Annotated in this window: 19 protein-coding genes and 2 pseudogenes; 15 read left to right on the plus strand and 6 right to left on the minus strand. The window is 55.0% G+C overall.

The window, feature by feature from the left end; genetic code table 11:
- Nucleotides 1-3: 3 nt before the first annotated feature.
- The 13 genes from nifN to EX31_RS15405 all read left to right on the plus strand — a co-directional run bounded on the left by nifN (nucleotide 4) and on the right by EX31_RS15405 (nucleotide 12666).
- A complete protein-coding gene (gene nifN, locus EX31_RS15345) occupies nucleotides 4-1389 on the plus strand; it encodes a nitrogenase iron-molybdenum cofactor biosynthesis protein NifN (protein ID WP_037035489.1) in 1386 nt (461 codons plus the stop codon).
- A complete protein-coding gene (locus EX31_RS15350; RefSeq protein WP_037035490.1) occupies nucleotides 1376-1840 on the plus strand; it encodes a NifB/NifX family molybdenum-iron cluster-binding protein in 465 nt (154 codons plus the stop codon). Before nifN ends, EX31_RS15350 begins: the two co-directional genes overlap by 14 nt.
- 154 nt (nucleotides 1841-1994) lie before the next feature.
- Nucleotides 1995-2333, plus strand: coding sequence for a hypothetical protein (locus EX31_RS15355; RefSeq protein ID WP_037035491.1), 339 nt, complete (start codon nucleotides 1995-1997; stop codon nucleotides 2331-2333).
- 17 nt (nucleotides 2334-2350) lie between these two features.
- A complete protein-coding gene (gene nifU, locus EX31_RS15360) occupies nucleotides 2351-3178 on the plus strand; it encodes a Fe-S cluster assembly protein NifU (protein ID WP_037035492.1) in 828 nt (275 codons plus the stop codon).
- Nucleotides 3179-3224: 46 nt separating this feature from the next.
- Nucleotides 3225-4430: a cysteine desulfurase NifS gene (gene nifS, locus EX31_RS15365; protein ID WP_037035493.1), complete on the plus strand. Its 1206-nt coding sequence runs from the start codon at nucleotides 3225-3227 to the stop codon at nucleotides 4428-4430.
- Nucleotides 4431-4445: 15 nt separating this feature from the next.
- Nucleotides 4446-5648: a homocitrate synthase gene (gene nifV / locus EX31_RS15370; RefSeq protein WP_051931052.1), complete on the plus strand. Its 1203-nt coding sequence runs from the start codon at nucleotides 4446-4448 to the stop codon at nucleotides 5646-5648.
- 1 nt (nucleotide 5649) lies between these two features.
- Nucleotides 5650-5988 (plus strand): nitrogenase-stabilizing/protective protein NifW, encoded by a 339-nt coding sequence (nifW, locus tag EX31_RS15375; protein WP_037035494.1) that lies wholly within the window; start codon nucleotides 5650-5652, stop codon nucleotides 5986-5988.
- On the plus strand, nucleotides 5985-6428 hold the full coding sequence (locus tag EX31_RS15380; RefSeq protein WP_037035495.1) for a nitrogen fixation protein NifZ: 444 nt from the start codon (nucleotides 5985-5987) through the stop codon (nucleotides 6426-6428). Before nifW ends, EX31_RS15380 begins: the two co-directional genes overlap by 4 nt.
- Complete coding sequence (gene nifM / locus EX31_RS15385) at nucleotides 6425-7219, plus strand: nitrogen fixation protein NifM (protein WP_051931054.1); 795 nt, start codon at nucleotides 6425-6427, stop codon at nucleotides 7217-7219. The genes EX31_RS15380 and nifM overlap by 4 nt, the downstream gene beginning before the upstream one ends.
- Before the next feature lie 303 nt (nucleotides 7220-7522).
- Nucleotides 7523-9010, plus strand: coding sequence for a nitrogen fixation negative regulator NifL (nifL, locus tag EX31_RS15390; protein WP_037035496.1), 1488 nt, complete (start codon nucleotides 7523-7525; stop codon nucleotides 9008-9010).
- Nucleotides 9007-10563, plus strand: a complete 1557-nt coding sequence (gene nifA / locus EX31_RS15395; RefSeq protein ID WP_037035497.1) for a nif-specific transcriptional activator NifA — start codon at nucleotides 9007-9009, stop codon at nucleotides 10561-10563. Before nifL ends, nifA begins: the two co-directional genes overlap by 4 nt.
- Nucleotides 10564-10756: 193 nt before the next feature.
- Complete coding sequence (gene nifB / locus EX31_RS15400) at nucleotides 10757-12151, plus strand: nitrogenase cofactor biosynthesis protein NifB (RefSeq protein ID WP_037035498.1); 1395 nt, start codon at nucleotides 10757-10759, stop codon at nucleotides 12149-12151.
- Entirely contained in the window at nucleotides 12151-12666 is a 516-nt protein-coding gene (locus EX31_RS15405; protein WP_037035500.1) for a nitrogen fixation protein NifQ, read from the plus strand. Before nifB ends, EX31_RS15405 begins: the two co-directional genes overlap by 1 nt.
- A 106-nt stretch (nucleotides 12667-12772) precedes the next feature.
- Here the strand turns inward: EX31_RS15405 and EX31_RS15410 are convergent.
- The 5 genes and pseudogenes from EX31_RS15410 to EX31_RS26370 form a co-directional block, all read right to left on the minus strand.
- Nucleotides 12773-14095, minus strand: a pseudogene (locus EX31_RS15410) (IS4-like element IS1271 family transposase).
- A gap of 131 nt (nucleotides 14096-14226) precedes the next feature.
- Nucleotides 14227-14760 (minus strand): flavodoxin, encoded by a 534-nt coding sequence (locus EX31_RS15415; protein ID WP_037035501.1) that lies wholly within the window; start codon nucleotides 14758-14760, stop codon nucleotides 14227-14229.
- Between the two features lie 65 nt (nucleotides 14761-14825).
- Nucleotides 14826-18344, minus strand: coding sequence for a pyruvate:ferredoxin (flavodoxin) oxidoreductase (gene nifJ / locus EX31_RS15420; protein WP_037035502.1), 3519 nt, complete (start codon nucleotides 18342-18344; stop codon nucleotides 14826-14828).
- 311 nt (nucleotides 18345-18655) lie between these two features.
- The gene (locus EX31_RS15425; protein WP_037035504.1) at nucleotides 18656-18907 is read right to left on the minus strand and encodes a DUF2461 family protein; all 252 of its coding nucleotides are present in this window, start codon (nucleotides 18905-18907) and stop codon (nucleotides 18656-18658) included.
- 213 nt (nucleotides 18908-19120) lie between these two features.
- Nucleotides 19121-19246 (minus strand): annotated as a pseudogene (locus EX31_RS26370) (LysR family transcriptional regulator); the annotation flags it as partial.
- Nucleotides 19247-19535: 289 nt separating this feature from the next.
- On the opposite strand from EX31_RS26370, the gene EX31_RS15430 reads away from it, so the two are divergent.
- Nucleotides 19536-20636 (plus strand): NAD(P)/FAD-dependent oxidoreductase, encoded by a 1101-nt coding sequence (locus EX31_RS15430; protein ID WP_037035505.1) that lies wholly within the window; start codon nucleotides 19536-19538, stop codon nucleotides 20634-20636.
- A 27-nt stretch (nucleotides 20637-20663) separates the two neighbouring features.
- Nucleotides 20664-21443 (plus strand): transporter substrate-binding domain-containing protein, encoded by a 780-nt coding sequence (locus EX31_RS15435; protein ID WP_037035506.1) that lies wholly within the window; start codon nucleotides 20664-20666, stop codon nucleotides 21441-21443.
- Between the two features lie 202 nt (nucleotides 21444-21645).
- Here EX31_RS15435 and EX31_RS26565 read toward each other — a convergent pair whose 3' ends face one another.
- On the minus strand, nucleotides 21646-21714 hold the full coding sequence (locus EX31_RS26565; RefSeq protein ID WP_072012284.1) for a DUF2767 family protein: 69 nt from the start codon (nucleotides 21712-21714) through the stop codon (nucleotides 21646-21648).
- Nucleotides 21715-22072: the final 358 nt, after the last annotated feature.

Below are 22072 nucleotides of genomic sequence, written 5' to 3' on the forward strand. Positions count from 1 at the left end.
TGTATGGCTCAAATTCTGCGTAATGCCAAGCCGCTTGCCACCACGCCTGTTAAAAGCGGGCAACCGCTCGGGGCGATCCTGGCCAGTCAGGGGCTGGAAAATTGCATCCCGTTGGTTCACGGCGCGCAAGGTTGCAGCGCGTTCGCCAAAGTTTTCTTCATCCAGCATTTTCACGATCCGATCCCGTTGCAGTCCACGGCGATGGAATCGACCACGACTATCATGGGCTCGGATGGCAACGTCAGTACGGCGCTGACCACGTTGTGTCAGCGCAGTAATCCAAAAGCCATTGTGATTTTGAGCACCGGACTGTCAGAAGCCCAGGGCAGTGATTTGTCGATGGCGCTGCGTGAGTTTCGCTACAAAGAACCGCGCTTTAATGCCATCGCCATTCTGACCGTTAACACGCCGGATTTTTACGGCTCGCTGGAAAACGGCTACAGCGCGCTGATGGAAAGCGTGATCACTCAGTGGGTGCCGGAAAAGCCGCCGACCGGCATGCGTAACAAGCGCGTGAACCTGCTGGTCAGCCATCTGCTGACGCCGGGGGATCTGGAATTACTGCGCAGCTATGTCGAAGCCTTTGGCCTGCAACCGGTGATCCTGCCGGATTTATCACAGTCGCTGGACGGACACCTGGCGAATGGCGATTTCAATCCGGTCACGCAGGGCGGCACGTCGCAACGCCAGATTGAACAAATGGGGCAGAGCCTGACCACCATCACCATTGGCAGTTCGCTCAACTGCGCCGCCAGCCTGATGGCGATGCGCAGCCGCGGCATGGCGCTGAACCTGCCGCACCTGATGACGCTGGAAAACATGGACAGTCTGATCCGCCATCTGCATCAGGTGTCAGGCCGCGAGGTACCGGCATGGATTGAGCGCCAGCGCGGGCAACTGCTGGACGCCATGATCGACTGTCATACCTGGCTGCAGTCACAGCGTATTGCGCTGGCGGCAGAAGCTGATTTGCTGGTGGCGTGGTGCGATTTCGCTCAGAGCCAGGGAATGCGCGTCGGGCCGGTGATTGCGCCGGTTAATCAGCAGTCACTGGCCGAGCTGCCGGTCGAACAGGTGGTGATCGGCGATCTGGAAGATTTACAAACCCGGCTCGACAGCTACCCGGTTTCATTGCTGGTGGCGAACTCCCACGCTGCACCACTGGCGGAAAAAAACGGTATCGCGCTGGTGCGTGCCGGTTTCCCGCTTTACGACCGTCTCGGAGAATTTCGCCGCGTGCGGCAGGGCTATGCGGGTATTCGCGACACTTTGTTCGAACTCGCTAACCTGATGCAGGCGCGTCATCACATGCTGGCGGCGTATCACTCACCGCTCAAGCAGGTGTTCAGCCTGAGCCCGATACCGGAGGCCAGCCATGAGGCGCTCTAACCGTTATCTCGATACCGTCAGCGTCACGCAGTGGCCGATGCAGGTGGCATTCGCAAGTTCCGATTATCACCACGTCGACCAGCATTTCGGTGCCAGCACCCGGCTGGTGGTGTACGGCGTAAAACAGGATCAGGTGCAACTGCTGCGGGTGGCGGAATTCAGCGCCGAATCTGGCCATCAGCAGGAAAAAATCGCCTGCCGGATGGCGGCGCTGGAAGACTGCGTGACGCTCTATTGCCTGGCGATTGGCGATTCAGTTTTTCGCCAGTTGCTGGAAATTGGCGTACGGGCGATCAAAGTGCCGCAAGACACCGACATCGCGCATTTGCTCAAACAGACGCAGCAACACTGGTCGGCTGCAGAGCGTCAGGTGACGCGCCGCAGCCGCGACCCTGGCCGTTTCGACAAACTGCTGGCGGGGGACGAATGGCAGGAGGAAGACCGCCCGTAACCTTGTGTCATCTGTATGACAAACCTGACAAATAGCGCGACATCTGTGTGGGATTTGATGCGGGCATCAGGGGCTATGTGGTTGAAATAACGCTGATAATGTGACTGGCATCACAATTGCTCAGTAGTCATAAACCCGTACAGGAGGTGATCCGATGATGGTAATTGAACCTGCGGTTTTTGACCGCTTGCTGGCGTTACAGCGGCAACTGTCGCCGCAGGGGGGCGGCCTGCGGATGACATTAGGCGGCGACCCGTGCGGCGGCTGGAAAGTGGGGCTGCACTGGAGCGCGGCCTTTTGGCCGCGTGACCACGTAGAAATGATTAACGGGTTACGCCTGCTGGCGGATCCGCTGCACTGGACGCTATTACAAAATGCCACGCTGTCTGCCGGTGAACAGAACAGCCGCGCCGGAATACGGGTGGTTTTGCCAGCGGCATCCGCTTGTCACTGCGAAAGCGGCAGTTGTACGACATCACCCGAACCGGACTAACCAAAGGGCTTAAAGACATGTGGAATTATTCTGAGAAAGTGAAAGAACATTTTTTTAATCCGCGTAACGCCAAAGTCGTGGATGAAGCGAATGCCATCGGTGACGTCGGTTCACTGAGTTGCGGCGACGCGCTGCGCCTGATGCTGAAGGTGGATCCTGAGACGGAAATTATTCTTGATGCCGGATTCCAGACCTTCGGCTGTGGCAGCGCCATTGCGTCCTCGTCGGCGCTGACCGAACTGATTATCGGCCGCAGCCTGACGCAGGCGCAGCAGGTGAGCAACCAGCAAATCGCCGATTATCTCGACGGCCTGCCGCCGGAAAAAATGCACTGTTCGGTGATGGGGCAGGAAGCGTTGCGGGCTGCCATCAGGTATTACCGTGGCGAAGCGCCGGATGAAGATCATGAAGAAGGCGCGCTTATCTGCAAATGTTTTGCGGTCGATGAAGCGCAGATCCGCCGCGCGGTGCTCGCCAACGGCCTGACCACGCTCGAAGATGTGATCAACTACACCAAAGCCGGGGGCGGCTGCACCTCCTGCCACGAAAAAATTGAGCTGTGTCTGGAAGAAATCCTAAAAGAACATCCGGTGAAAAACCCGGTGGCGGCAAAAGTCAGGGATGAAAACTGGCTGGCGGTGGAAGAAGTCGTGGAGTCTTTGCGCCCGCACATCAGGGCTGACGGCGGCGACATGTCGCTGGTGCGCGTCGACGGGCAGGACGTGACGGTGGCGCTTTCCGGCAGTTGCAGCGGCTGCATGATGACGGACATGACGCTGGCCTGGCTGCAACAGAAACTGGTTGAGCGTATGGGCCGTTATATGCGCGTGGTCGCCGCCGCCTGACTGGGGAAAAGAACAAACACATCCGCCCGGTAATGAGGAACAGACAATGAAAAATGTGTATCTGGATAACAACGCCACCACCCGCATTGATCCGATGGTGCTGGAAGCGATGATGCCGTATCTGCGCGATTATTACGGTAATCCGTCCTCGATTCATGATTTCGGTGGACCGTGCCGGGTGGGGCTGGAGTGCGCCCGCGAGCAGGTGGCGAGCCTGCTGGGCGCGGCGTATACCAGCGAAATTATTTTCACCTCCTGCGCCACCGAAGCCACGTCGACGGCCATTTACTCGGCCATTGCGCTGGCACCGGAACGCCGTGAAATTATCACCACCGCCGTGGAACATCCGGCCACCCTGGCAGTGTGCGAACACCTTGAGCGTCAGGGTTACATGATCCACCGTATCGGCGTCTCCGAAGAAGGCGCGCTGGATACCGCCCATTATTACGATGCGCTGAGTGAAAACGTCGCGCTGGTCACCATGATGTGGGCGAACAACGAAACCGGCGTGCTATTCCCTGTCAGCGAGATGGCCACTGCCGCCCATGAACGCGGCATTCTGTTCCACTGTGACGCCGTGCAGGCGGTGGGCAAAATTCCGATTTCGCTGCGTGCCACCGATATCGACATGCTGTCTTGCTCGGCGCATAAAATTCACGGGCCGAAAGGTTGTGGCTGCCTGTATCTGCGGCGCAATACCCGCTTCCGCCCGCTGGTGCGCGGCGGCCATCAGGAGCGCGGACGCCGTGCCGGAACTGAGAATATCGCCGGGATTGTCGGCATGGGTGCGGCCTGTGAACTGGCGGACGTGCATATGCCCATGATGGCGTCGGTGCAGGAAATGCGGGACCGGCTGGAAACCGGCCTGCTGACCACCATTCCGCACACCTTGCTGATGGGCGCTAACCAGCCGCGCACGCCGAATACTGTCAACATTGCGTTTGAATATATCGAAGGTGAGGCCATTTTGCTGTTGCTTAATCATTGCGGTATAGCGGCATCCAGCGGCAGTGCCTGCACATCGGGTTCGCTCGAGCCTTCGCACGTGATGCGCGCCATGAATATTCCTTATACCGCTGCGCACGGCAGTATCCGTTTCTCCCTGTCACGGTTTACCCGTGAGCGGGAAATCGAATGGGCGATTGAACAGATGCCGGACATCGTGGCACGCCTGCGCACGCTGTCACCTTACTGGCAGCAGGATAAAGTGCAAATTGCACCCGGCGGCCTGTTTGCGCCGACCTACGGCTGAGACAGGAGACGGGTGATGGCGGCTTCAGAAGCGGAACGGACTGGCGGCGGTAACAGGTCCGTGGCGGTCACAATCAACGACACCACTTTGCGTGATGGCGAACAAAGCCCCGGCGTGGCATTTCGCGCCAGTGAAAAACTGGAAATAGCTCAGGCGCTGGTGAATGCCGGTGTCCGTGAACTGGAAGCGGGAACACCGGCGCTCGGCGAAGAAGAGTGCGTGCGGCTGGCGATTTTGCGCAGACAACTGCCGGACACGGTGATGATGTCGTGGTGTCGGATGAATTCATCAGAAATTCACGATTCTGCGCGGGTGGGCATGGACTGGGTAGATATCTCGGTACCGGCGTCAGATTTGCTGCGCGAGCAGAAATTACATCGGCCGTGGCCTGCGGTGATTGCCTCGCTTAAACCGCTGGTGCAGCTTGCGCACCGTCTCGGTATGCGGGTGTGTATGGGCTGTGAGGATGCCTCGCGCTCCGCCGATGAAACCCTGCACATGCTGGCGGAAGTGGCGGCGGATCTGGGCATAGAACGGATGCGGTTTGCCGATACGCTGGGCATTCTCGATCCCTTCAGTACCTTTACCCGTATTTCGGCATTACGCCAGCACTGGCACGGCGGGTTGGAAATACATGCGCATAACGATCTGGGTATGGCAACTGCCAACACGCTGGCGGCGGTCAGGGCGGGTGCGACGCATGTGAACACCACGGTGCTCGGACTCGGCGAACGGGCGGGGAATGCGGCGCTGGAAAGTGTGACATTGTCACTTGATCGTTGCCTGCATCTCGACTGTGGTATTGATTTCACCGAACTGCCGGCGTTGTGCCGCCTTGTGGCGGCGGCGGCGGGGAGAACCATTGACCTGCAGCATCCGCTGGTTGGCGGGCAGGTTTTCACCCACGAATCCGGTCTGCATGTGGCGGCACTGCTGCGCGACCCGCGCAGTTATCAGGGCATCGATCCCTCGCTGGTCGGACGGGAATTTAATCTGGTGCTTGGCAAACACTCCGGCAGGCAGGCGGTGAGCGGCATCTGCGCGCGTCTGGGGTATATCCTCAGCGAGACACAAACCCTGTCGATGTTGCAGGAGGTGAGACGCTTTGCCGAACATTTCAAACGTAATCCGGGTGAGGATGAAGTGATCGCCATGTGCCAGATGCGGATGGATGATCAGATCCCGTTCGAAGGACAACTTCAGGCTCAGGGAGGCTGACATGGACTGGTTTACCCGTATTGAAGGTGTTGATGAGCTGGAATCGGCGCAGTCGTTTTTCGATTTTTTCGAACTGGAGGTGGACCCGGTCCTGTTACGCAGCCGCCATCTGCACATCATGGCGCAGTTTAACCAGCGGCTGACGACAGCCGTGCCGGTGCACTTTGTCGATGAGGAAGAATCAGACCGCGCTGACTGGCGGCTGGCCCGGCGTCTGCTGGCCGAAAGTTACCAGCACACCGTGGCCGGGCCGCTGAATACGCAGTCCGGGCTGGCGGTGTATCAGCGCAATAACGGCAGCTTTATCGACTGGAACGATTTGCTGGAGGTAAGGCCATGAAACCGGTATTTGAGGTCGACCAGCAGGTGAGAGTGACACGCATCGTACGCGATGACGGTACGTTCGCGGGTAAAACGCGCGGCGACTTACTGATCCGCCGCGGCAGTCTGGGATACGTACGTGAATGGGGGGTATTTTTGCAGGACACCATCGTGTATCAGGTGCATTTTCTCGACGACGACCTGATTATTGGCTGCCGCGAACAGGAGCTGATCGCCGGTGATGCCCCCTGGCTGGCGGGCGCTTTTCAATACGGTGACCGGGTCAGTTCGCGTCGCAGTCTGGTTATCCGTGATGAAGTGGTGGTGCCGCAGGGCGGCATGGGCCGCGTGATGGGCGGTGAACCGCTGGACAGCATTTTTCATTATCAGGTTTTGTTTGCGCAGCGGATATTTCAGGTGCCCGAACATGCGCTGAAGCTCGAGGAGGAACTGGCATGAGTATGCCTGTGTGGCACCGTTACAGCCGCTGGAAGCTGGCAAAACAGATGAAACTGAGTGAAGAACTCAACCCGACGCCGGCACAGTATCAGCAGTTTATCGAAGCCTGGCAGCGTCAGCAGGTGATAGAAGAAGCTGTGGCGCAGGCGGCCCTGAAACACGCGTTGAATATTGAACCGCAGTCGGTGGAAGTCACGCGGCAGGCGCTGGCCGCCGAGCTGCCAGAGCTGGAACTGACGGCGACCGAGACCGAAGAACTGCTATTACATCAGACGCTGTTGCGCGAACAGTTAAACTGGGTGCAGCAACAGGCACCGCTGCCGGATGATGCGCAGGTTGAGGCGTGGTATCGCGGACATGCGCAGCATTTTGTTCGCCCCGAACAGCGTTACACCCGCCATCTGCTGCTGACCGTGGAGGGCAATTCTTCGGCGGTTCGTGAACAGATTGATGCCATTGCGCGCCGTTTGCGTGACGGGCATGCGCTGTTTGCCCGCCAGGCACTGCGCTATTCCCACTGCCCGAGTGCGATGGGCGGCGGCGTACTGGGCTGGGTCGGGCGCGGCATTCTTTATCCGCAACTGGAAGACACATTATTTCGTCTCGAGGCCGGGCAATTGAGCGGCGCCGTTGAAACCGAACTGGGCTGGCATCTGTTGTTGTGCGAACAAATTCGCCTGCCGCAACCCTTGCCGAAAGCCGAAGCCTTAACGCGGGTGCGTCAGCAACTGATTGCCCGGCAACAGAAACATTATCAGCGCCAGTGGCTGCAACAACTGATCAACGCCTGAGCCTGTTCACCTTCTTGTTGGTGCAGACGGGTTAGTGCCCGTTTTGCACGAAAAATGCACAAAAACTGCCTGCATTGCCTTATAACAGCGCAGGGAAATCCCGCCTCCGGCCTTGTGCCGCAACGCGCTTTGCCTGGTTTGTGGTAAAAACTGGCCTGCTTTGCATCCTGATGCTTAAAACACCCCTTTCAGATCAACCTTTGGGCAGATAAGCCCGCGAAAGGCCTGCAAATTGCACGGTTATTCCGGGTGAGTATATGTGTGATTTGGGTTCCGGCATTGCGCAATAAAGGGGAGAAAGACATGAGCATCACGGCGTTATCAGCATCATTTCCTGAGGGGAATATCGCCAGCCGCTTGTCGCTGCAACATCCTTCACTGTTTTATACCGTGGTTGAACAATCTTCGGTGGCGATTTCGCTGACCGATCCGCAGGCGCGCATTTGTTATGCCAATCCTGCATTCTGCCGCCAGACGGGTTTTTCACTTGAGACACTTTTGGGCGAGAACCACCGTCTGCTGGCCAGCCAGCAGACGCCGAAACATATCTATGACGAAATGTGGCGCACTTTGTTGCAGGGTAAACCCTGGAGCGGGCAGCTGATCAACCGGCGCAATAACCGTTCGCTTTATCTGGCGGATGTCACTATCACGCCTGTTTTAGGCGCGGACGGGCAGGTGGAGCATTACCTCGGCATGCACAAAGATATCAGCGAGAAATACGCACTGGAGCAGCGATTGCGCAACCACATCACCTTGTTCACGGAAGTGCTGAACAACATTCCTGCCGCTGTGGTGGTGGTGGATGAGCAAGACAATGTGGTGATGGACAATCTGGCCTACAAAACCCTGTGCGCTGACTGCGGCGGAAAAGAGTTGCTGGCTGAAATGGGCTATCCGCAACTCAAAGATGTGCTGAGCAGCGGCGAACCGGTGCCGGTTTCCATGCGCCGTAACGTACGCTGGTTTTCTTTCGGCCAGTGGTCATTGCAGGGCGTCAATGAAGAGGCCAGCCGCTTTTTTACCGGCATTACAGCACCGGGAAAACTGATTGTTCTCACCGACTGCACCGATCAGCATCACCGCCAGCAGCAGGGGTATCTTGACCGGCTCAAGCAAAAACTTACCAACGGCAAATTGCTGGCAGCCATCCGCGAATCGCTCGATGCCGCGCTTATCCAGCTTAACGGGCCAATCAATATGCTGGCGGCTGCGCGTCGTCTTAACGGCGAAGAAGGCAACAACATGGCGCTGGAATTCGCCTGGCGCGAAGGTGAGCAGGCGGTGAGTCGCTTACAGGCCTGCCGTCCGTCGCTGGATTTTGAGCCGCAGGCAGAATGGCCGGTCAGTGAATTCTTCGATGATCTGAGCGCGCTGTACGACAGCCATTTTCTCAGTGACGGTGAGTTGCGTTACGTGGTCATGCCATCTGATCTGCACGCTGTCGGGCAACGAACGCAAATCCTTACCGCGCTGAGCTTATGGATTGATCACACGCTGTCACAGGCGCAGGCCATGCCGTCTCTGAAGCTCTCGGTGAACATTGTTGCGAAGCAGGATGCGAGCTGGTTGTGCTTTGACATTACCGATAATGTGCCGCGTGAACGGGTGCGTTATGCCCGCCCGGAAGCGGCGTTTTCCCGTCCGGGGAATGGTATGGAGCTGCGCCTTATCCAGACGCTGATCGCCCATCATCGCGGTTCTTTAGATCTCTCGGTCCGCCCTGATGGCGGCACCTTGCTGACGTTACGCCTGCCGGTACAGCAGGTTCTCACCGGAGGCTTAAAATGACCCAGTTACCTACCGCGGGCCCGGTTGTCCGGCGCTTTGATATGTCTGCCCAGTTTACGGCGCTTTATCGCATCAGCGTGGCGCTGAGTCAGGAAAGCAACACCGAGCGCGCGCTGGCGGCGATCCTCGAAGTGCTGCACGATCATGCATTTATGCAATACGGCATGGTGTGTCTGTTTGATAAAGAACGCAATGCACTCTTTGTGGAATCCCTGCACGGCATCGACGGCGAAAGGAAAAAAGAGACCCGCCATGTCCGTTACCGCATGGGGGAAGGCGTGATCGGCGCGGTGATGAGCCAGCGTCAGGCGCTGGTGTTACCGCGCATTTCAGACGATCAGCGTTTTCTCGACCGCCTGAATATTTACGATTACAGCCTGCCGCTGATTGGCGTGCCGATTCCCGGTGCGGATAATCAGCCTGCGGGTGTGCTGGTGGCACAGCCGATGGCGTTGCACGAAGACCGGCTGACTGCCAGTACGCGGTTTTTAGAAATGGTTGCCAATCTTATCAGCCAGCCACTGCGTTCCGCCACGCCCCCGGAATCATTGCCTGCTCAAACGCCGGTCCGGTGCAGTGTCCCGCGCCAGTTTGGTTTCGAGCAGATGGTCGGGAAAAGTCAGGCGATGCGCCAGACGATGGACATTTTACGGCAGGTTTCCAAATGGGATACCACGGTTCTGGTACGTGGTGAAAGCGGCACCGGCAAGGAACTTATCGCCAATGCCATTCATTACAATTCACCCCGTGCGGCCGCGCCATTTGTGAAATTCAACTGCGCCGCGCTGCCGGATAACCTGCTGGAAAGCGAACTGTTCGGCCATGAAAAAGGGGCCTTTACCGGCGCTATCCGTACCCGTAAAGGCCGCTTTGAACTGGCGGACGGGGGCACGTTATTCCTCGATGAAATCGGCGAATCGAGTGCGTCGTTTCAGGCCAAACTGCTGCGCATTTTGCAGGAAGGTGAAATGGAACGGGTCGGCGGCGATACCACGCTGAAAGTCGATGTGCGCATTATTGCTGCCACCAACCGTAATCTTGAGGAGGAAGTGCGTGCCGGGAATTTTCGCGAAGATCTGTATTATCGCCTGAACGTGATGCCGGTTTCGCTGCCTGCACTGCGTGAAAGGCTGGATGATATCGCCGATCTGGCGCCGTTTCTGGTCAAAAAGATTGCGCTGCGTCAGGGGCGGGAACTGCGCATCAGCGACGGCGCGGTGCGTCTGCTGATGACCTACAGCTGGCCAGGCAACGTGCGTGAACTGGAAAACTGTCTCGAACGGGCGTCGGTAATGACCGATGAAGGGCTGATCGACCGCGACGTGATCCTGTTCAATCACCACGAATCCCCGGCGCTGTCCGTCAAATCCGGCCTGCCGCTGGCGACAGATGAAAGCTGGCTGGATCAGGAACTCGACGAACGCCAGCGGGTGATTGCCGCACTGGAGAAAACCGGCTGGGTGCAGGCCAAAGCGGCCCGACTGCTGGGCATGACACCGCGCCAGATTGCCTACCGTATCCAGATTATGGACATCAACATGCACCGTATCTGAGCCGACATCCTCACACGGTGGCGTGCCGGCCTTGTTGCTTTTGAAACAATGTCGGCACAACGCCCTGAACCTGACAAAAAAAACGCGCATGCATTAGTTGTAATATTCTAATAAATAACAATTTTTATCATTTTTTCCGACGGTATAATCTTTGCAGATATTCAGAACCTTCTGCTGATTAAGGTTTACCGCTATGACATCCTGTCCTTCCTCTGCGGGTTGCTCCGGCCAAAGCCCGTCCCGTGTAAATGAACAACTGGCCCGTAAAGCGGCGCAACATCCGTGTTATTCCGTCAGCGGGCATCACCGCTTTGCCCGTATGCACCTGGCCGTCGCCCCTGCCTGTAATCTGCAATGCCATTACTGCAACCGCAAATATGATTGTAGTAACGAATCACGTCCGGGTGTCGTGTCGGAATTGTTGCTTCCCGAGCAGGCTGTCGCCAAAGCCCGTCAGGTGGCGGCGGCGATCCCGCAACTTTCCGTGGTCGGTATTGCCGGACCTGGCGATCCGCTGGCCAATATCGGTCGTACGTTCCAAACCCTCGAACTGCTGCGCCAGCAATTGCCGGATCTCAAACTGTGTCTTTCCACCAATGGCCTGATGTTGCCGGATGTGGTGGACCGGCTGGTGGATATCGGTGTGGATCACGTGACGGTGACGATGAATGCGCTTGATGTGGCAGTCGCCGAAAAAATCTATGCCTGGCTGTGGTATGAAGGCGAGCGTTATACGGGTCGGATGGCGGCAGACTTACTGATCGAACGGCAGGCTGAAGGCATCAGAAAGCTGATTGAAAAAGGTGTACTGGTTAAAATCAATTCGGTGCTGATCCCGGGGATTAACGACCAGCATATGCAGGTGGTCAGCCAGCAGGCGGGCGAATGGGGCGCGTTTTTGCATAACATCATGCCGCTGATTTCACGTCCGGAACATGGCACCGTTTTCGGGCTGAACGGGCAGGCGGAACCGGATGCCGATATGGTGGCCTCGGTGCGAAAATCCTGCGGTATTTCGATGCCGCAGATGACGCACTGCCATCAGTGCCGCGCAGACGCCATCGGCATGCTGGGTGAAGACCGCAATGCGGCTTTCCCGCTGGCATCCGTGCCGGTTAACCCACCGCCTTACTTACCGGTGCTGCATCAGCGCGCACAGCTTCACGCAAGTATTGTATCGCAGGGCGAATCCGAAGAAGCGGACGCCTGTCTGGTGGCGGTCGCAACGTCACAGGGGCAGGCTGTTGATCAGCATTTCGGTCACGCCGATCGTTTTACGCTGTACAGCCTGTCGGCGGCAGGTGTGATGCAGGTCGGGCAGCGTTTTACGCCACGCTATTGCCGCTCGCCGGATGACTGCGAGCCGGAAGATGCGGCGCAGAACATGGATGCATTGCTGGAACTGCTGGCAGATGTCAAAGCGGTATTCTGTGCCCGCATTGGCCTGACGCCGTGGAAACGTCTGGAAGCGGCGGGCATTGCGCCGCAGGTGGACGGCGCCTGGCAGCCGGTAGAAACCGTGCTGGCGCAATGGTGGCAGCAACGAAAGCTGGCCGGGGGTGAAATCAGCATTCGCGGGGTGGCGTAATGAACGGCGCGCAGGGGTGGTTAAGCCGGTTGCTGTCACTGCACCTGACCGGGCGCTCACGTTTTCCGCCACAGATGGGGCTGGGAGACGTCGCCTGGCAGGCTTTACTGCAACATACCGGACGCGCTGCGCCGGTGCTTTCAACGTTACAACTCGAGCAGCAAAAACTGCTCGGGTTGTTGCAGCAGGTACGCACCTGTGAGCGGGAACAACTGGCGCAGTGGCTCGCACAGTCACTGGTGCCGGAGGCCGCGCCGATGCATGAACTGATCGCCACAGCGTCGATGGGGTTTGACCATCTGTGGCAGGATCTGGGGCTGGATTCCCGCGCTGAACTGCGCGACCTGATGACCGATTGCTTTCCCGAACTGGTCAGGATGAATCACCAGAATATGCGCTGGAAAAAGTTCTTCTACCGCCAGCAATGCCTGCAGTCGCTGGGAGAAATCGTCTGCCGTTCACCAAGCTGTAATGAATGTTGCGAATGGAACACCTGTTTTGCGCCGGAAGATTAGGCGCAGCGCCTCAGGTTCTGCGTATTTCACCCGCAATGACCAGAGATAGTATGCGAAAACCGGATACCCGCCGACAGAACAAAACCAGCCAGAGGGCTAATGCCGGTCACTTAAGGTGACCGGCATTGTTTTTTAAGGGATATTTCGACCTTTTTTCTCTCACTTCCCTGACATATTCACGCTCACGTCTCGAGGGAAGTTTTAGCATTGCTGCGTTGCTGTAAAAATGCTTCAGATGACCCGGGATGGCTCCCGCTGATGCCCACGGCAGCCCGATTAACAACCGTAATATCTCCGACACTGCACCGCTAAAACTCAGCTGATAAGGCAGATAATCTCCCTTCAGGCTGAACGCCATCTTGATCATCTGGTAACGAATAAGGTTATAACTCAGCAGGATACCCCACAGTTCCTACCTCACCATTTCCGGCAGTTTGCTTCTCAGCGCCCACCGGTTCCCCAGTAAAAACTGCTTCGTCTCCCGGTATCCTAACTCGATTTCCCAGCGATGCTTATAAAGCTCCGCCACGCTGGCGGCCGGATAACGCATCGCATCCGTCATTGACGTCAGTACCTGCCGTTCAACGCCATTGACCTTCCGGCGGATAAGCCGCACGGTCATTTCTTCCGGCAGTCCTTCCCACTGTTTTCTGGCCTGCGGTGACGTTTTCAGCCGTATCAGCTCGTCCTGTTTGCCGAGCTTACACACCACCTCGTACTGCGTGTTCTTTTTCAGCGGCGTCAGCCAGTGGCGATTTTCGCCCGCATTATGCCAGTCATGTAGCAGGCCTAAAGAGTAAAAACCCTTATCGAACAGCGTAATACTGTTATCCGGCGCGCTGGCTGCCAGCTTTGCCGCCAGGCGCATCTCGTTCACGTCGTAACTGTCCATCACACTGGCCCGCAACAGGTGACTGCTCAGTTCCATCAGGCAGACCATGCGGACCTGAGGATATCCGCGTTCGCCGTGCTGGTTCGAAGCCTTACCGAAGGCCTCTGCATTTTCAGGTGTGTCCTGCGTATGCCAGACTACGCCATCGACGGCATTGAGTGTCAGTCCGTGCCAGAGAGGATGCTTTGCCTCTGCATGCCAGTGTTGCTGAGTGATATCAAACAGAACCCGGATGGCATCTTCACCTAACGTTTTTCTGCGGGCAATAACGGAGCTGGGTGCGGTGAATGAGCGTCCGGTTCGGTCAACAATATCCATCAGATTAACGATATGACTCATAGGCTTATTGTTGAATATGGCCATGCCGATAACCAGCCAGACCATGGACTCGAGGGGGAGTTTACGCTTGCGTAGGGTGACGGTGTCAGTGAGAGAAAAAGCTTGCTGAATGAGGTCAGGAGACAGGAGGTCAGCGAGGCTTTGAACTTCATCGGGGGCAGTAAGATTGATAATACCGAGAGCTTGTGAAAGTTCCATTTAAAAAGGGTCCATGATGAGCATGGACCCTTTTTACACGAGCCACCGGATCGGTCAACTGATCCTTAAACGATCGGCATTAGCCAGAGGGCTGGTTTTATATTTTTTGCAGAGGTGCCATCACCGGAGGGTCAAAGCACTGCTTGTTTAAGCTTATCCAGCCAGGTGTCAATACGCTCTTCTGTCAGGTCGTATTGATTTTCCTGATCCAGTGGCAGGCCGACAAACTCATTGTTTTCCAGCAGTGCAGCGGAAAACGAGAATTTATAGCCTTCACGCGGCCAGTTACCGACAACACAGGCGCCACGCGCAATGACGAGGTCATAGAGGATCCGCATTGCGCTAACAAAATTTTTGGAATAGTTAAGCTGATCGCCCAGCCCAAACAATGCCACCGTCTTACCGCTCAGATCAGCTTCAGACAGCGTGTTGGTGAACTCCTGCCAGGAGTCGTACTGACTGCCTGCATCCACACCAGGTAGCTCCCCATCGCCCAGTGTTGGCGTACCTAACAGCAAGACCGGGTAGGATAAAAACTGTTCGCGGGTTGCGCGCCGGACATCCAGGGGCGCGTCGGCAATCCCGTCCAGTTTCTGGTGGATAAGCTTCGCAACTTTTCTTGTTTGTCCGGTATCAGACCCAAAAAAAATACCGATGGTAGCCATAATCATCTCCTGATATATCACATGTTTATTAAAAGATTAGTGCCATGACGACTCGCCGTTTTCTCTCAGGATGACGCGAGTTTTTTATAGCCTTCAAGTCTTTCGCGTGCATCGTCTTCGGTCTTTTTAAACAGAGACTCGGCAAATTCCGGATACAGCTTTTTCAATGACGAGTAGCGCACTTCGCCTGCCAGAAACGCCTGGAAATCCTCTTCAGGTTCCTCAGAATCGAGAATGAACGGGTTTTTACCGGCCTCTTTCAGTTGCGGGTGATAACGGTAATTAGCCCAATATCCTGCCTCGACAGCACGCTTGGCTTCACGCTGACTGCATCCCATACCGATACCGTGGTTGATGCAGGCCGCGTAAGCGATAATGAGGGAAGGTCCCGGATACGCCTCGGCTTCGGCAATTGCCCGCAATGTCTGATTTTTGTCGGCTCCCATTGCGATTTGTGCGACATACACGTAGCCGTAACTCATCGCCATCATGCCCAGATCTTTCTTTCGGGTTTTCTTGCCGCTGGCAGCGAATTGCGCAATGGCTGCCGCTGGCGTCGATTTAGACGACTGACCGCCCGTGTTGGAATAGACCTCGGTATCAAATACCAGAACATTGACGTCCTTACCCGATGCCAGCACATGATCCAACCCTCCGAAGCCGATATCGTAGGCCCAGCCGTCACCGCCAAATATCCAGTGAGAACGCTTCGCCAGATAATCGCGGTGGGCATAGATACTGTCGGTGTGCGGATTTTTCCCTGGCGTCTGCGAAGCCAGAAGTGCCACTACTTTTTCAGCCCGCTCACGGGTGCCTTCGCCCTGATCTTTATTTGCCAGCCAGTCACTCAGACAGGCTGACAGTTCTGCATCCAGTGGCGCATCCGGCGCATTGTCGAGCGCCGCTTTAACCTGTGTGGCGAGGGTATCGCGAATCGCATCCACACCCAGCAGCATGCCAAGGCCAAACTCGGCGTTATCTTCAAAAAGTGAGTTGGCCCAGGTCGGCCCTTGCCCTTTGTGGTTAGTGGTATAAGGAATAGAAGGTGCGCTCGCGCCCCAGATCGATGAACATCCGGTCGCATTGGCAATCATCATTCTGTCGCCAAATAACTGAGTCACCAGTTTGGCGTAAGGCGTTTCACCGCAACCCCCGCAGGCGCCGGAGAACTCCAGCAGAGGCTGTTCAAACTGGCTGCCTTTCACGGTGAATTTATTTTGCGGATTGGCTTTGGGTGTCAGGCTGAGCGCATATTCCCACAGATCAATTTCGTGTTCCTGCGATTCCAGCGGTTGCATCGACAGCGCCTTGCCTTTGACCGGGCAGACATCCGCACAGTTACCGCAACCGGAGCAATCGAGCGGAGAAACGGCGAGGCGGTACCAGGCATCTTCTGTTCCGCTGGCCAGTTTGGCGCTGAACCCTGCCGGTGCATTTTGCCTCTCTTCTTCAGAAATCAGGACAGGGCGGATAGCCGCATGCGGGCAGATAAAGGCACATTGGTTACATTGAGTACATTTGTCCGTCTGCCACACAGGCACGTTAATCGCCACCCCGCGTTTTTCATATGCCGACGTGCCGGACGGGAAGGTGCCGTCCTCGATGCCATCAAAAATGCTGACCGGCAACGAATCCCCTTCCTGACGGTTCATCGGGATCAGAATATCTTTAATAAATGCAGGCAGCATCTTGTGTGGCACCACGTTGTCCTCAAGGTGCTTCCACGCCTGCGGCACGCTGATTTTCACCACCGATTCAATGCCGCTGTCCACCGCAAGATTGTTCATATCGACAACTTTCTGACCTTTATTACCGTACGCATGCTCAATACTTTGTTTCAGGTATTCCACTGCGCGGGCCGGGGGAATGATGTCTGCCAGTTTGAAGAAAGCCGATTGCATGATCATATTAAAGCGCCCGCCCAGCCCCAGTTTTTGGGCTATTCCGACCGCATTGACGATATAAAACTGAATATCGTATGCCGCGATATAGCGCTTCATGGCAACGGGCAGTTTTTCGTCCAGCTCCGCAACATCCCAGCTACAGTTGAGCAGGAAGGTTCCACCCGGTTTCAGCCCTGCCAGCAGGTGATATTTGTTAACGTAGGATTGTTGTGAGCATGAAATAAAATCAGCTTTATCGATTAAATACGGGGATTTGATCGGGCTATGACCAAAGCGCAGATGCGACATCGTGACGCCGCCGGACTTTTTAGAGTCATAAGCAAAATAGGCCTGCGCATACATATCGGTTTTGTCGCCGATAATTTTGATGGCACTTTTATTGGCCCCGACGGTCCCGTCTGAACCCAGTCCCCAGAATTTACAGGCGGTCGTTTCGCTGGCTGAGGTATCAAGATCACGACCTGAGAGCGGCAATGAGGTAAAGGTGACATCGTCGTTGATCCCCACCGTAAAGCCATCGCGCGGACGTTCAGAAAGCAGGTTATCGAAGATAGAAATAATATGAGAAGGCAGAATATCTTTACCGCCCAGTGCGTAGCGGCCGCCGACAATCACCGGGCGCCAGTCGCTGTTATAAAACGCACTTTTCACGTCGAGATACAGCGGTTCCGCCAGTGAACCCGGCTCTTTAGTCCGGTCGAGAACGGCAATATTACTGACACTTTTCGGAATGTATTTAAAGAAATGCTTCAGGGAAAAAGGTCGGTAAAGGTGCACGGTCAGCACGCCGACTTTCTCTCCGCTGGCATTAAGGTAATCCACCGTTTCCTGAATGGTTTCACACACCGACCCCATCGCGATAATCATCCGGCCAGCATCCGGCGCACCGTAATAGTTGAACAGGTGGTACTCGCGGCCGGTGAGCTTGCTGATTTTGGCCATGTATGACTCCACCATTTCCGGCAGAGCCATATAGAATTTATTCGACGCTTCACGCTCCTGGAAATAAATATCCGGGTTTTGCGCCGTACCGCGTACGACGGGATGGTCCGGATGTAACGCATTCTGGCGAAAACGCGTAACAGCATCCCAGTCCAGCAACGCGGCCAGTTCTTTATAATCGAGAACTTCGATTTTCTGAATTTCGTGAGAGGTACGGAAACCATCAAAGAAGTTGATAAACGGGATACGTCCTTTGATGGCGGTCAGATGTGCCACCGCCGCCAGGTCCATCACCTGCTGGACGCTGCTTTCCGCCAGCATGGCGCAACCGGTCTGGCGAACAGCCATGACATCCTGGTGATCCCCAAAGATATTTAACGAGTTGGTTGCCAGAGCACGCGCACTGACATGAAAAACGGCAGGCAGCAGTTCACCGGCAATCTTGTACATGTTAGGCGTCATTAACAACAACCCCTGCGAAGCGGTATAAGTGGTGGCCAATGCGCCGGCTTGCAAGGCACCGTGTATTGCCCCGGCAGCGCCAGACTCGGACTGCATCTCCATGATTTTTACGGTTTGACCAAACAGGTTTTTTTTACCCTGTGCGGCCCATTCATCGACACTTTCTGCCATCGGAGTTGACGGTGTAATAGGATAAATCGCGGTAACATCCGTGAAGGCATAAGACACATAGGCTGCCGCCGTATTCCCGTCCATGGTTTTCATTTTTCTCTGCATGACTCACTCTCCAGCTTGGTGTTGCTCAACTCAAGGTTTGGAAAGGAACAAGCATGGGACATGCCATACGGGATGTTTACATTAATGCATTGAATTAAATGAAGTAATTTTGGGTGTCTGTCAGGAGGGTTTGTCGGCATTGAATGTTTCGCCACACATTTCTTAGCAACTTGTCGCTACACTGACATTATCCGCTCCGATTTAGGAACTTATCCACCCAGGTTTTCAGACTGTAGTAAAGCTGATGTCTTTTTTATGCCTGAAATTCAGCCCGGCAAAATATGGCCGGTACGGTTTTTCTCAACGGGGTTTTAGAAATCCAGCTCAAGTGCAAAACACAGGTAGGACATCAGCGGCGCGCAATGCCTGAACTGCTGTGCGCAAAAATCCATAACATCTGGCTTGCACAGATCCTCAAACGCAATGCTTTTAACCGAGATAAAATCTTTGCGTTTTAATTCCGCTAACAACGGGTGGTTTTTGTCGTAGCCTCTTGGCGGAAGACTCAGGCTGTCGCCATCCATCACAAACCGGGCTCTGGCATTCAAATGGATAAGGATCATTTACCACTGCTGGAAGACCAGAACCCGTTATGACGAAGCGAAATATTTTCTGGCACTGGGAGAGAGAAAATCGCCCTTACTGATGCCGTAAAAAGCTTGTCGAATGTATCAGGGCGTCAAGCGGACATGGTAAATGCCACGATGTATTAATTAACAGACACTAAATAAATAAGTGCGCTTTAACCACCCCCGTTCTCCTAGTTCACCCAGACATTAGTCAAAATAAGGCTTCAACACTTCCTCAGTCCAATTCATAAAAGCCCTCACTCGTTGCGACAGATTGCGCCGGTGCGCGACGACGAAAGATGCATTTAGCGGCTTGGGCCGCAGATTGGGAAGAGATCAGTATTGTGGGGCACGGGAGTCAGTATCGTCAGGTCAATATCGAAGAGCAAGGTGAGTTCGCCATCCGGTTACGTCGTGCATCTGCGAATATCGCCTATTTCACCCGATGCGCAGCTAGGCGGCCTGGAATTCGGCAATACACTGCTATACGCGGCCGGCGGCAGCCCGTCATACTTGTTTACATAAACTGTGCCAGAATAAGTTTTCGTTATTACCCGAGGGCTAGGTTTAACGTTACTGTTAAACGTTAGTGGAATAAATGTTAACTTTTAGGGAGGTAAGAATGAAAATCGCGGTTATTGGCGGCGGGGTGATTGGTATGTCCTGCGCGCTGCACCTGGCGCGCTACGGTATGCGAACCAGCCTGTTTACCCAAACGACGTTAGCCTCCGGCGCTTCGGGCCGCTCATTATCCTGGTTAAACGCCTCCGGCCCCTGGCCCGACGAGTATTATAAACTGAGGATGGCGAGTATTGATCGGTACCGCACGCTCTATTGTAAAAATCCCGGCGTGGACTGGTTAAAATTCGACGGTGGGTTGTTCTGGTCGGAAAAGGATGAAGTGTTGCAATGGCATATGCAAGAACATCAGCGTGGTTATGATTCTGCCCTTTATCCGGCCGCCGACGTCAATAATATCGATGCCAATATCAATCCCGCCGCGTTAACGGCTGTCGCAATTTATAATGCCGGCGAAGGCTGGGTCAGTCTGCCCGAATTTATCGCCCATATGGCGGCGGAATTTATACAGCTTGGCGGCACGATTATCGAGAATGCGGGCAACACCGTGCCGCTGCTTGATGCTCAGGGTACAGTTAACGGGGTGGTGTCAGCCGCAAAGGGTGAATATCTCTGCGATAAAGTCTTGCTGGCCTGCGGCCCATCCACTACCAAGGTGTTGGCGGGAATGGGAATAGATCTGCCGGACGGCTCGGTATTATCGATGCTCGCCATTACCCAGCCCGTGGATGCGCGCCCGGCCGTGGTGCTGAACACCCCCAGAGTGGCGATGCGACCTCATCCCGGCGCTAGGCTGGCGGTGGATCACAGCTGGTATGCTGATGATATTAGAGAAGATGAGTTGGGTCATTGCACGGTCTCCGACAGCATCATCACGCAACTGTTAGCCGAGGCCAACCAAATCCTTAACCCGGCAACGCCGCTGGCCTTGGCAGGTTATAAAGCGGGGTGGAAACCCGTTCCTGCCGATGGCTTCCCGGTATTGGGCGAGATTAAGCAAGCGCCGGGCTGTTATGTCGCGTTTACCCATTCAGGCGCGACGCTTGCGTTGATTATTGGTGAACTGCTTAGCTGGGAAATTACCACGGGCAAGGCACATCCTATGCTGTCGCCGTTCCGCCCTGACCGTTTTAACTTACAATAGCCCTGTGGTAAAAATAAAGGTGAAATAATGAAGCAATTAGCATTGGTATTGGTCATGCTGGCCGTCAGTCACAGCGCTTTTTCCGCCACACAAACGGCGCTGCGGCTAGGTATTGATCCCACCTTCCCCCCTTTTGAATCCAAAGATGCCAAGGGCAATCTGGTTGGCTTTGACGTTGACCTGGGCAAGTCAATCTGCGAGAAAATGAACAGAAAATGCGTATTTGTCGAAAACTCGTTTGATGGCTTAATCCCCGCGCTGAAAGCCAAAAAGTTCGACGCCATTCTTTCATCACTATCTATTAATGAAGAACGAAAGAAATCAATCGATTACTCCACCGCGTTATTCACCACGCCGGCGTATTTGATTACCCATAAGCAGTCGGGATTATCCGCCGCCAGCGTCGAAACGTTAAAAGGCAAGCGGGTAGGCGTGCAGCAAGGCTCGGTATTTGAAACTTACGCCAATAAGTACTGGCGTGATAGCGGCGTCACCGTGGTTCCCTACGCGTCCCCCGATCAGGTTTATGCCGATTTAGCCTTGGGCAGGCTTGATGCCACCCTCGATGACGCCAGCTCGGCTTCCGTGGCCTTTCTGGGTAAACCTCAAGGCGCGCAGTTTGAGTTAAACGGCAAGGAAGTTATCGACAATGATCTGTTTGGCAAAGGTACCGGGCTGGGGTTGCGCAAAGGAGATGATAAACTTAGGGAAAGCATTGACCAGGCGATAGCGGCAATTAAAACCGACGGAACTTTCAGCCGACTTAATAAGCAATACTTTAGCTTTGATGTCAGTCCGCGCGGGTGATGGGCCAAGCGCGGGCTTAAACTCGGGTATTAACCCATTACAGGCGATAGCGTGTAAAACAGCGTGCAAAAGTGAGCAGGTTTCCGGGGTGATCAGCGCCCGATTTTGACCACCCCGGGTGTGTGTCACACTCCTCCTTTTTGTGAAGTAACCTGGAATGTTAATCATGGAAACTATCGCCAAGATTCGCGTCGTCATCTCGTCAACGGCGAAATGATTCAATTCCGGAATCATGCAACGTAAAGACAACATCTCCGACGATCCTGCACATTTAATCATATTGTTCATCTGCTTTTATTGAGCTCATGACCACTTCGAAATTTCCTATAAGTCACCGCAGTGAAAATGCCGAATTACCACTAGGTTCGCAGGGAGAGCACAGCCATATCGTGGGCTTACGCCGGAAACGCCGAAATTTCCATTTCCGTAGTACATAATTTTGGTGTTAGCTACCTGTATGTAAGACCACGGCCAACGAATCCCAGAAGCAGAACATATGCCCCGTCATTTCAAAAAAAAGCTCTGCCAGGGGCTGATCCCATGGGCCGGGAAGGTGCCAAAAAAGGTGAAAGTACCACCTCCTGGCTCGACGGTATCTTTTTTTTCCACATTTAGGGTTTACGCGTAGA

This window comes from Rahnella sp. WP5 (assembly GCF_000745615.1).
Classification (GTDB): Bacteria; Pseudomonadota; Gammaproteobacteria; order Enterobacterales; family Enterobacteriaceae; genus Rahnella; species Rahnella aceris.

What these genes read in the sequence shown, in the direction of transcription:
- nifN (WP_037035489.1), top strand. Translation starts at nt 4, where the DNA reads ATGGCTCAAATTCTGCGTAATGCCAAGCCGCTTGCCACCACGCCTGTT.
- EX31_RS15350 (WP_037035490.1), top strand. Translation starts at nt 1,376, where the DNA reads ATGAGGCGCTCTAACCGTTATCTCGATACCGTCAGCGTCACGCAGTGG.
- EX31_RS15355 (WP_037035491.1), top strand. Translation starts at nt 1,995, where the DNA reads ATGATGGTAATTGAACCTGCGGTTTTTGACCGCTTGCTGGCGTTACAG.
- nifU (WP_037035492.1), top strand. Translation starts at nt 2,351, where the DNA reads ATGTGGAATTATTCTGAGAAAGTGAAAGAACATTTTTTTAATCCGCGT.
- nifS (WP_037035493.1), top strand. Translation starts at nt 3,225, where the DNA reads ATGAAAAATGTGTATCTGGATAACAACGCCACCACCCGCATTGATCCG.
- nifV (WP_051931052.1), top strand. Translation starts at nt 4,446, where the DNA reads ATGGCGGCTTCAGAAGCGGAACGGACTGGCGGCGGTAACAGGTCCGTG.
- nifW (WP_037035494.1), top strand. Translation starts at nt 5,650, where the DNA reads ATGGACTGGTTTACCCGTATTGAAGGTGTTGATGAGCTGGAATCGGCG.
- EX31_RS15380 (WP_037035495.1), top strand. Translation starts at nt 5,985, where the DNA reads ATGAAACCGGTATTTGAGGTCGACCAGCAGGTGAGAGTGACACGCATC.
- nifM (WP_051931054.1), top strand. Translation starts at nt 6,425, where the DNA reads ATGAGTATGCCTGTGTGGCACCGTTACAGCCGCTGGAAGCTGGCAAAA.
- nifL (WP_037035496.1), top strand. Translation starts at nt 7,523, where the DNA reads ATGAGCATCACGGCGTTATCAGCATCATTTCCTGAGGGGAATATCGCC.
- nifA (WP_037035497.1), top strand. Translation starts at nt 9,007, where the DNA reads ATGACCCAGTTACCTACCGCGGGCCCGGTTGTCCGGCGCTTTGATATG.
- nifB (WP_037035498.1), top strand. Translation starts at nt 10,757, where the DNA reads ATGACATCCTGTCCTTCCTCTGCGGGTTGCTCCGGCCAAAGCCCGTCC.
- EX31_RS15405 (WP_037035500.1), top strand. Translation starts at nt 12,151, where the DNA reads ATGAACGGCGCGCAGGGGTGGTTAAGCCGGTTGCTGTCACTGCACCTG.
- EX31_RS15415 (WP_037035501.1), bottom strand. Translation starts at nt 14,760, where the DNA reads ATGGCTACCATCGGTATTTTTTTTGGGTCTGATACCGGACAAACAAGA.
- nifJ (WP_037035502.1), bottom strand. Translation starts at nt 18,344, where the DNA reads ATGCAGAGAAAAATGAAAACCATGGACGGGAATACGGCGGCAGCCTAT.
- EX31_RS15425 (WP_037035504.1), bottom strand. Translation starts at nt 18,907, where the DNA reads ATGATCCTTATCCATTTGAATGCCAGAGCCCGGTTTGTGATGGATGGC.
- EX31_RS15430 (WP_037035505.1), top strand. Translation starts at nt 19,536, where the DNA reads ATGAAAATCGCGGTTATTGGCGGCGGGGTGATTGGTATGTCCTGCGCG.
- EX31_RS15435 (WP_037035506.1), top strand. Translation starts at nt 20,664, where the DNA reads ATGAAGCAATTAGCATTGGTATTGGTCATGCTGGCCGTCAGTCACAGC.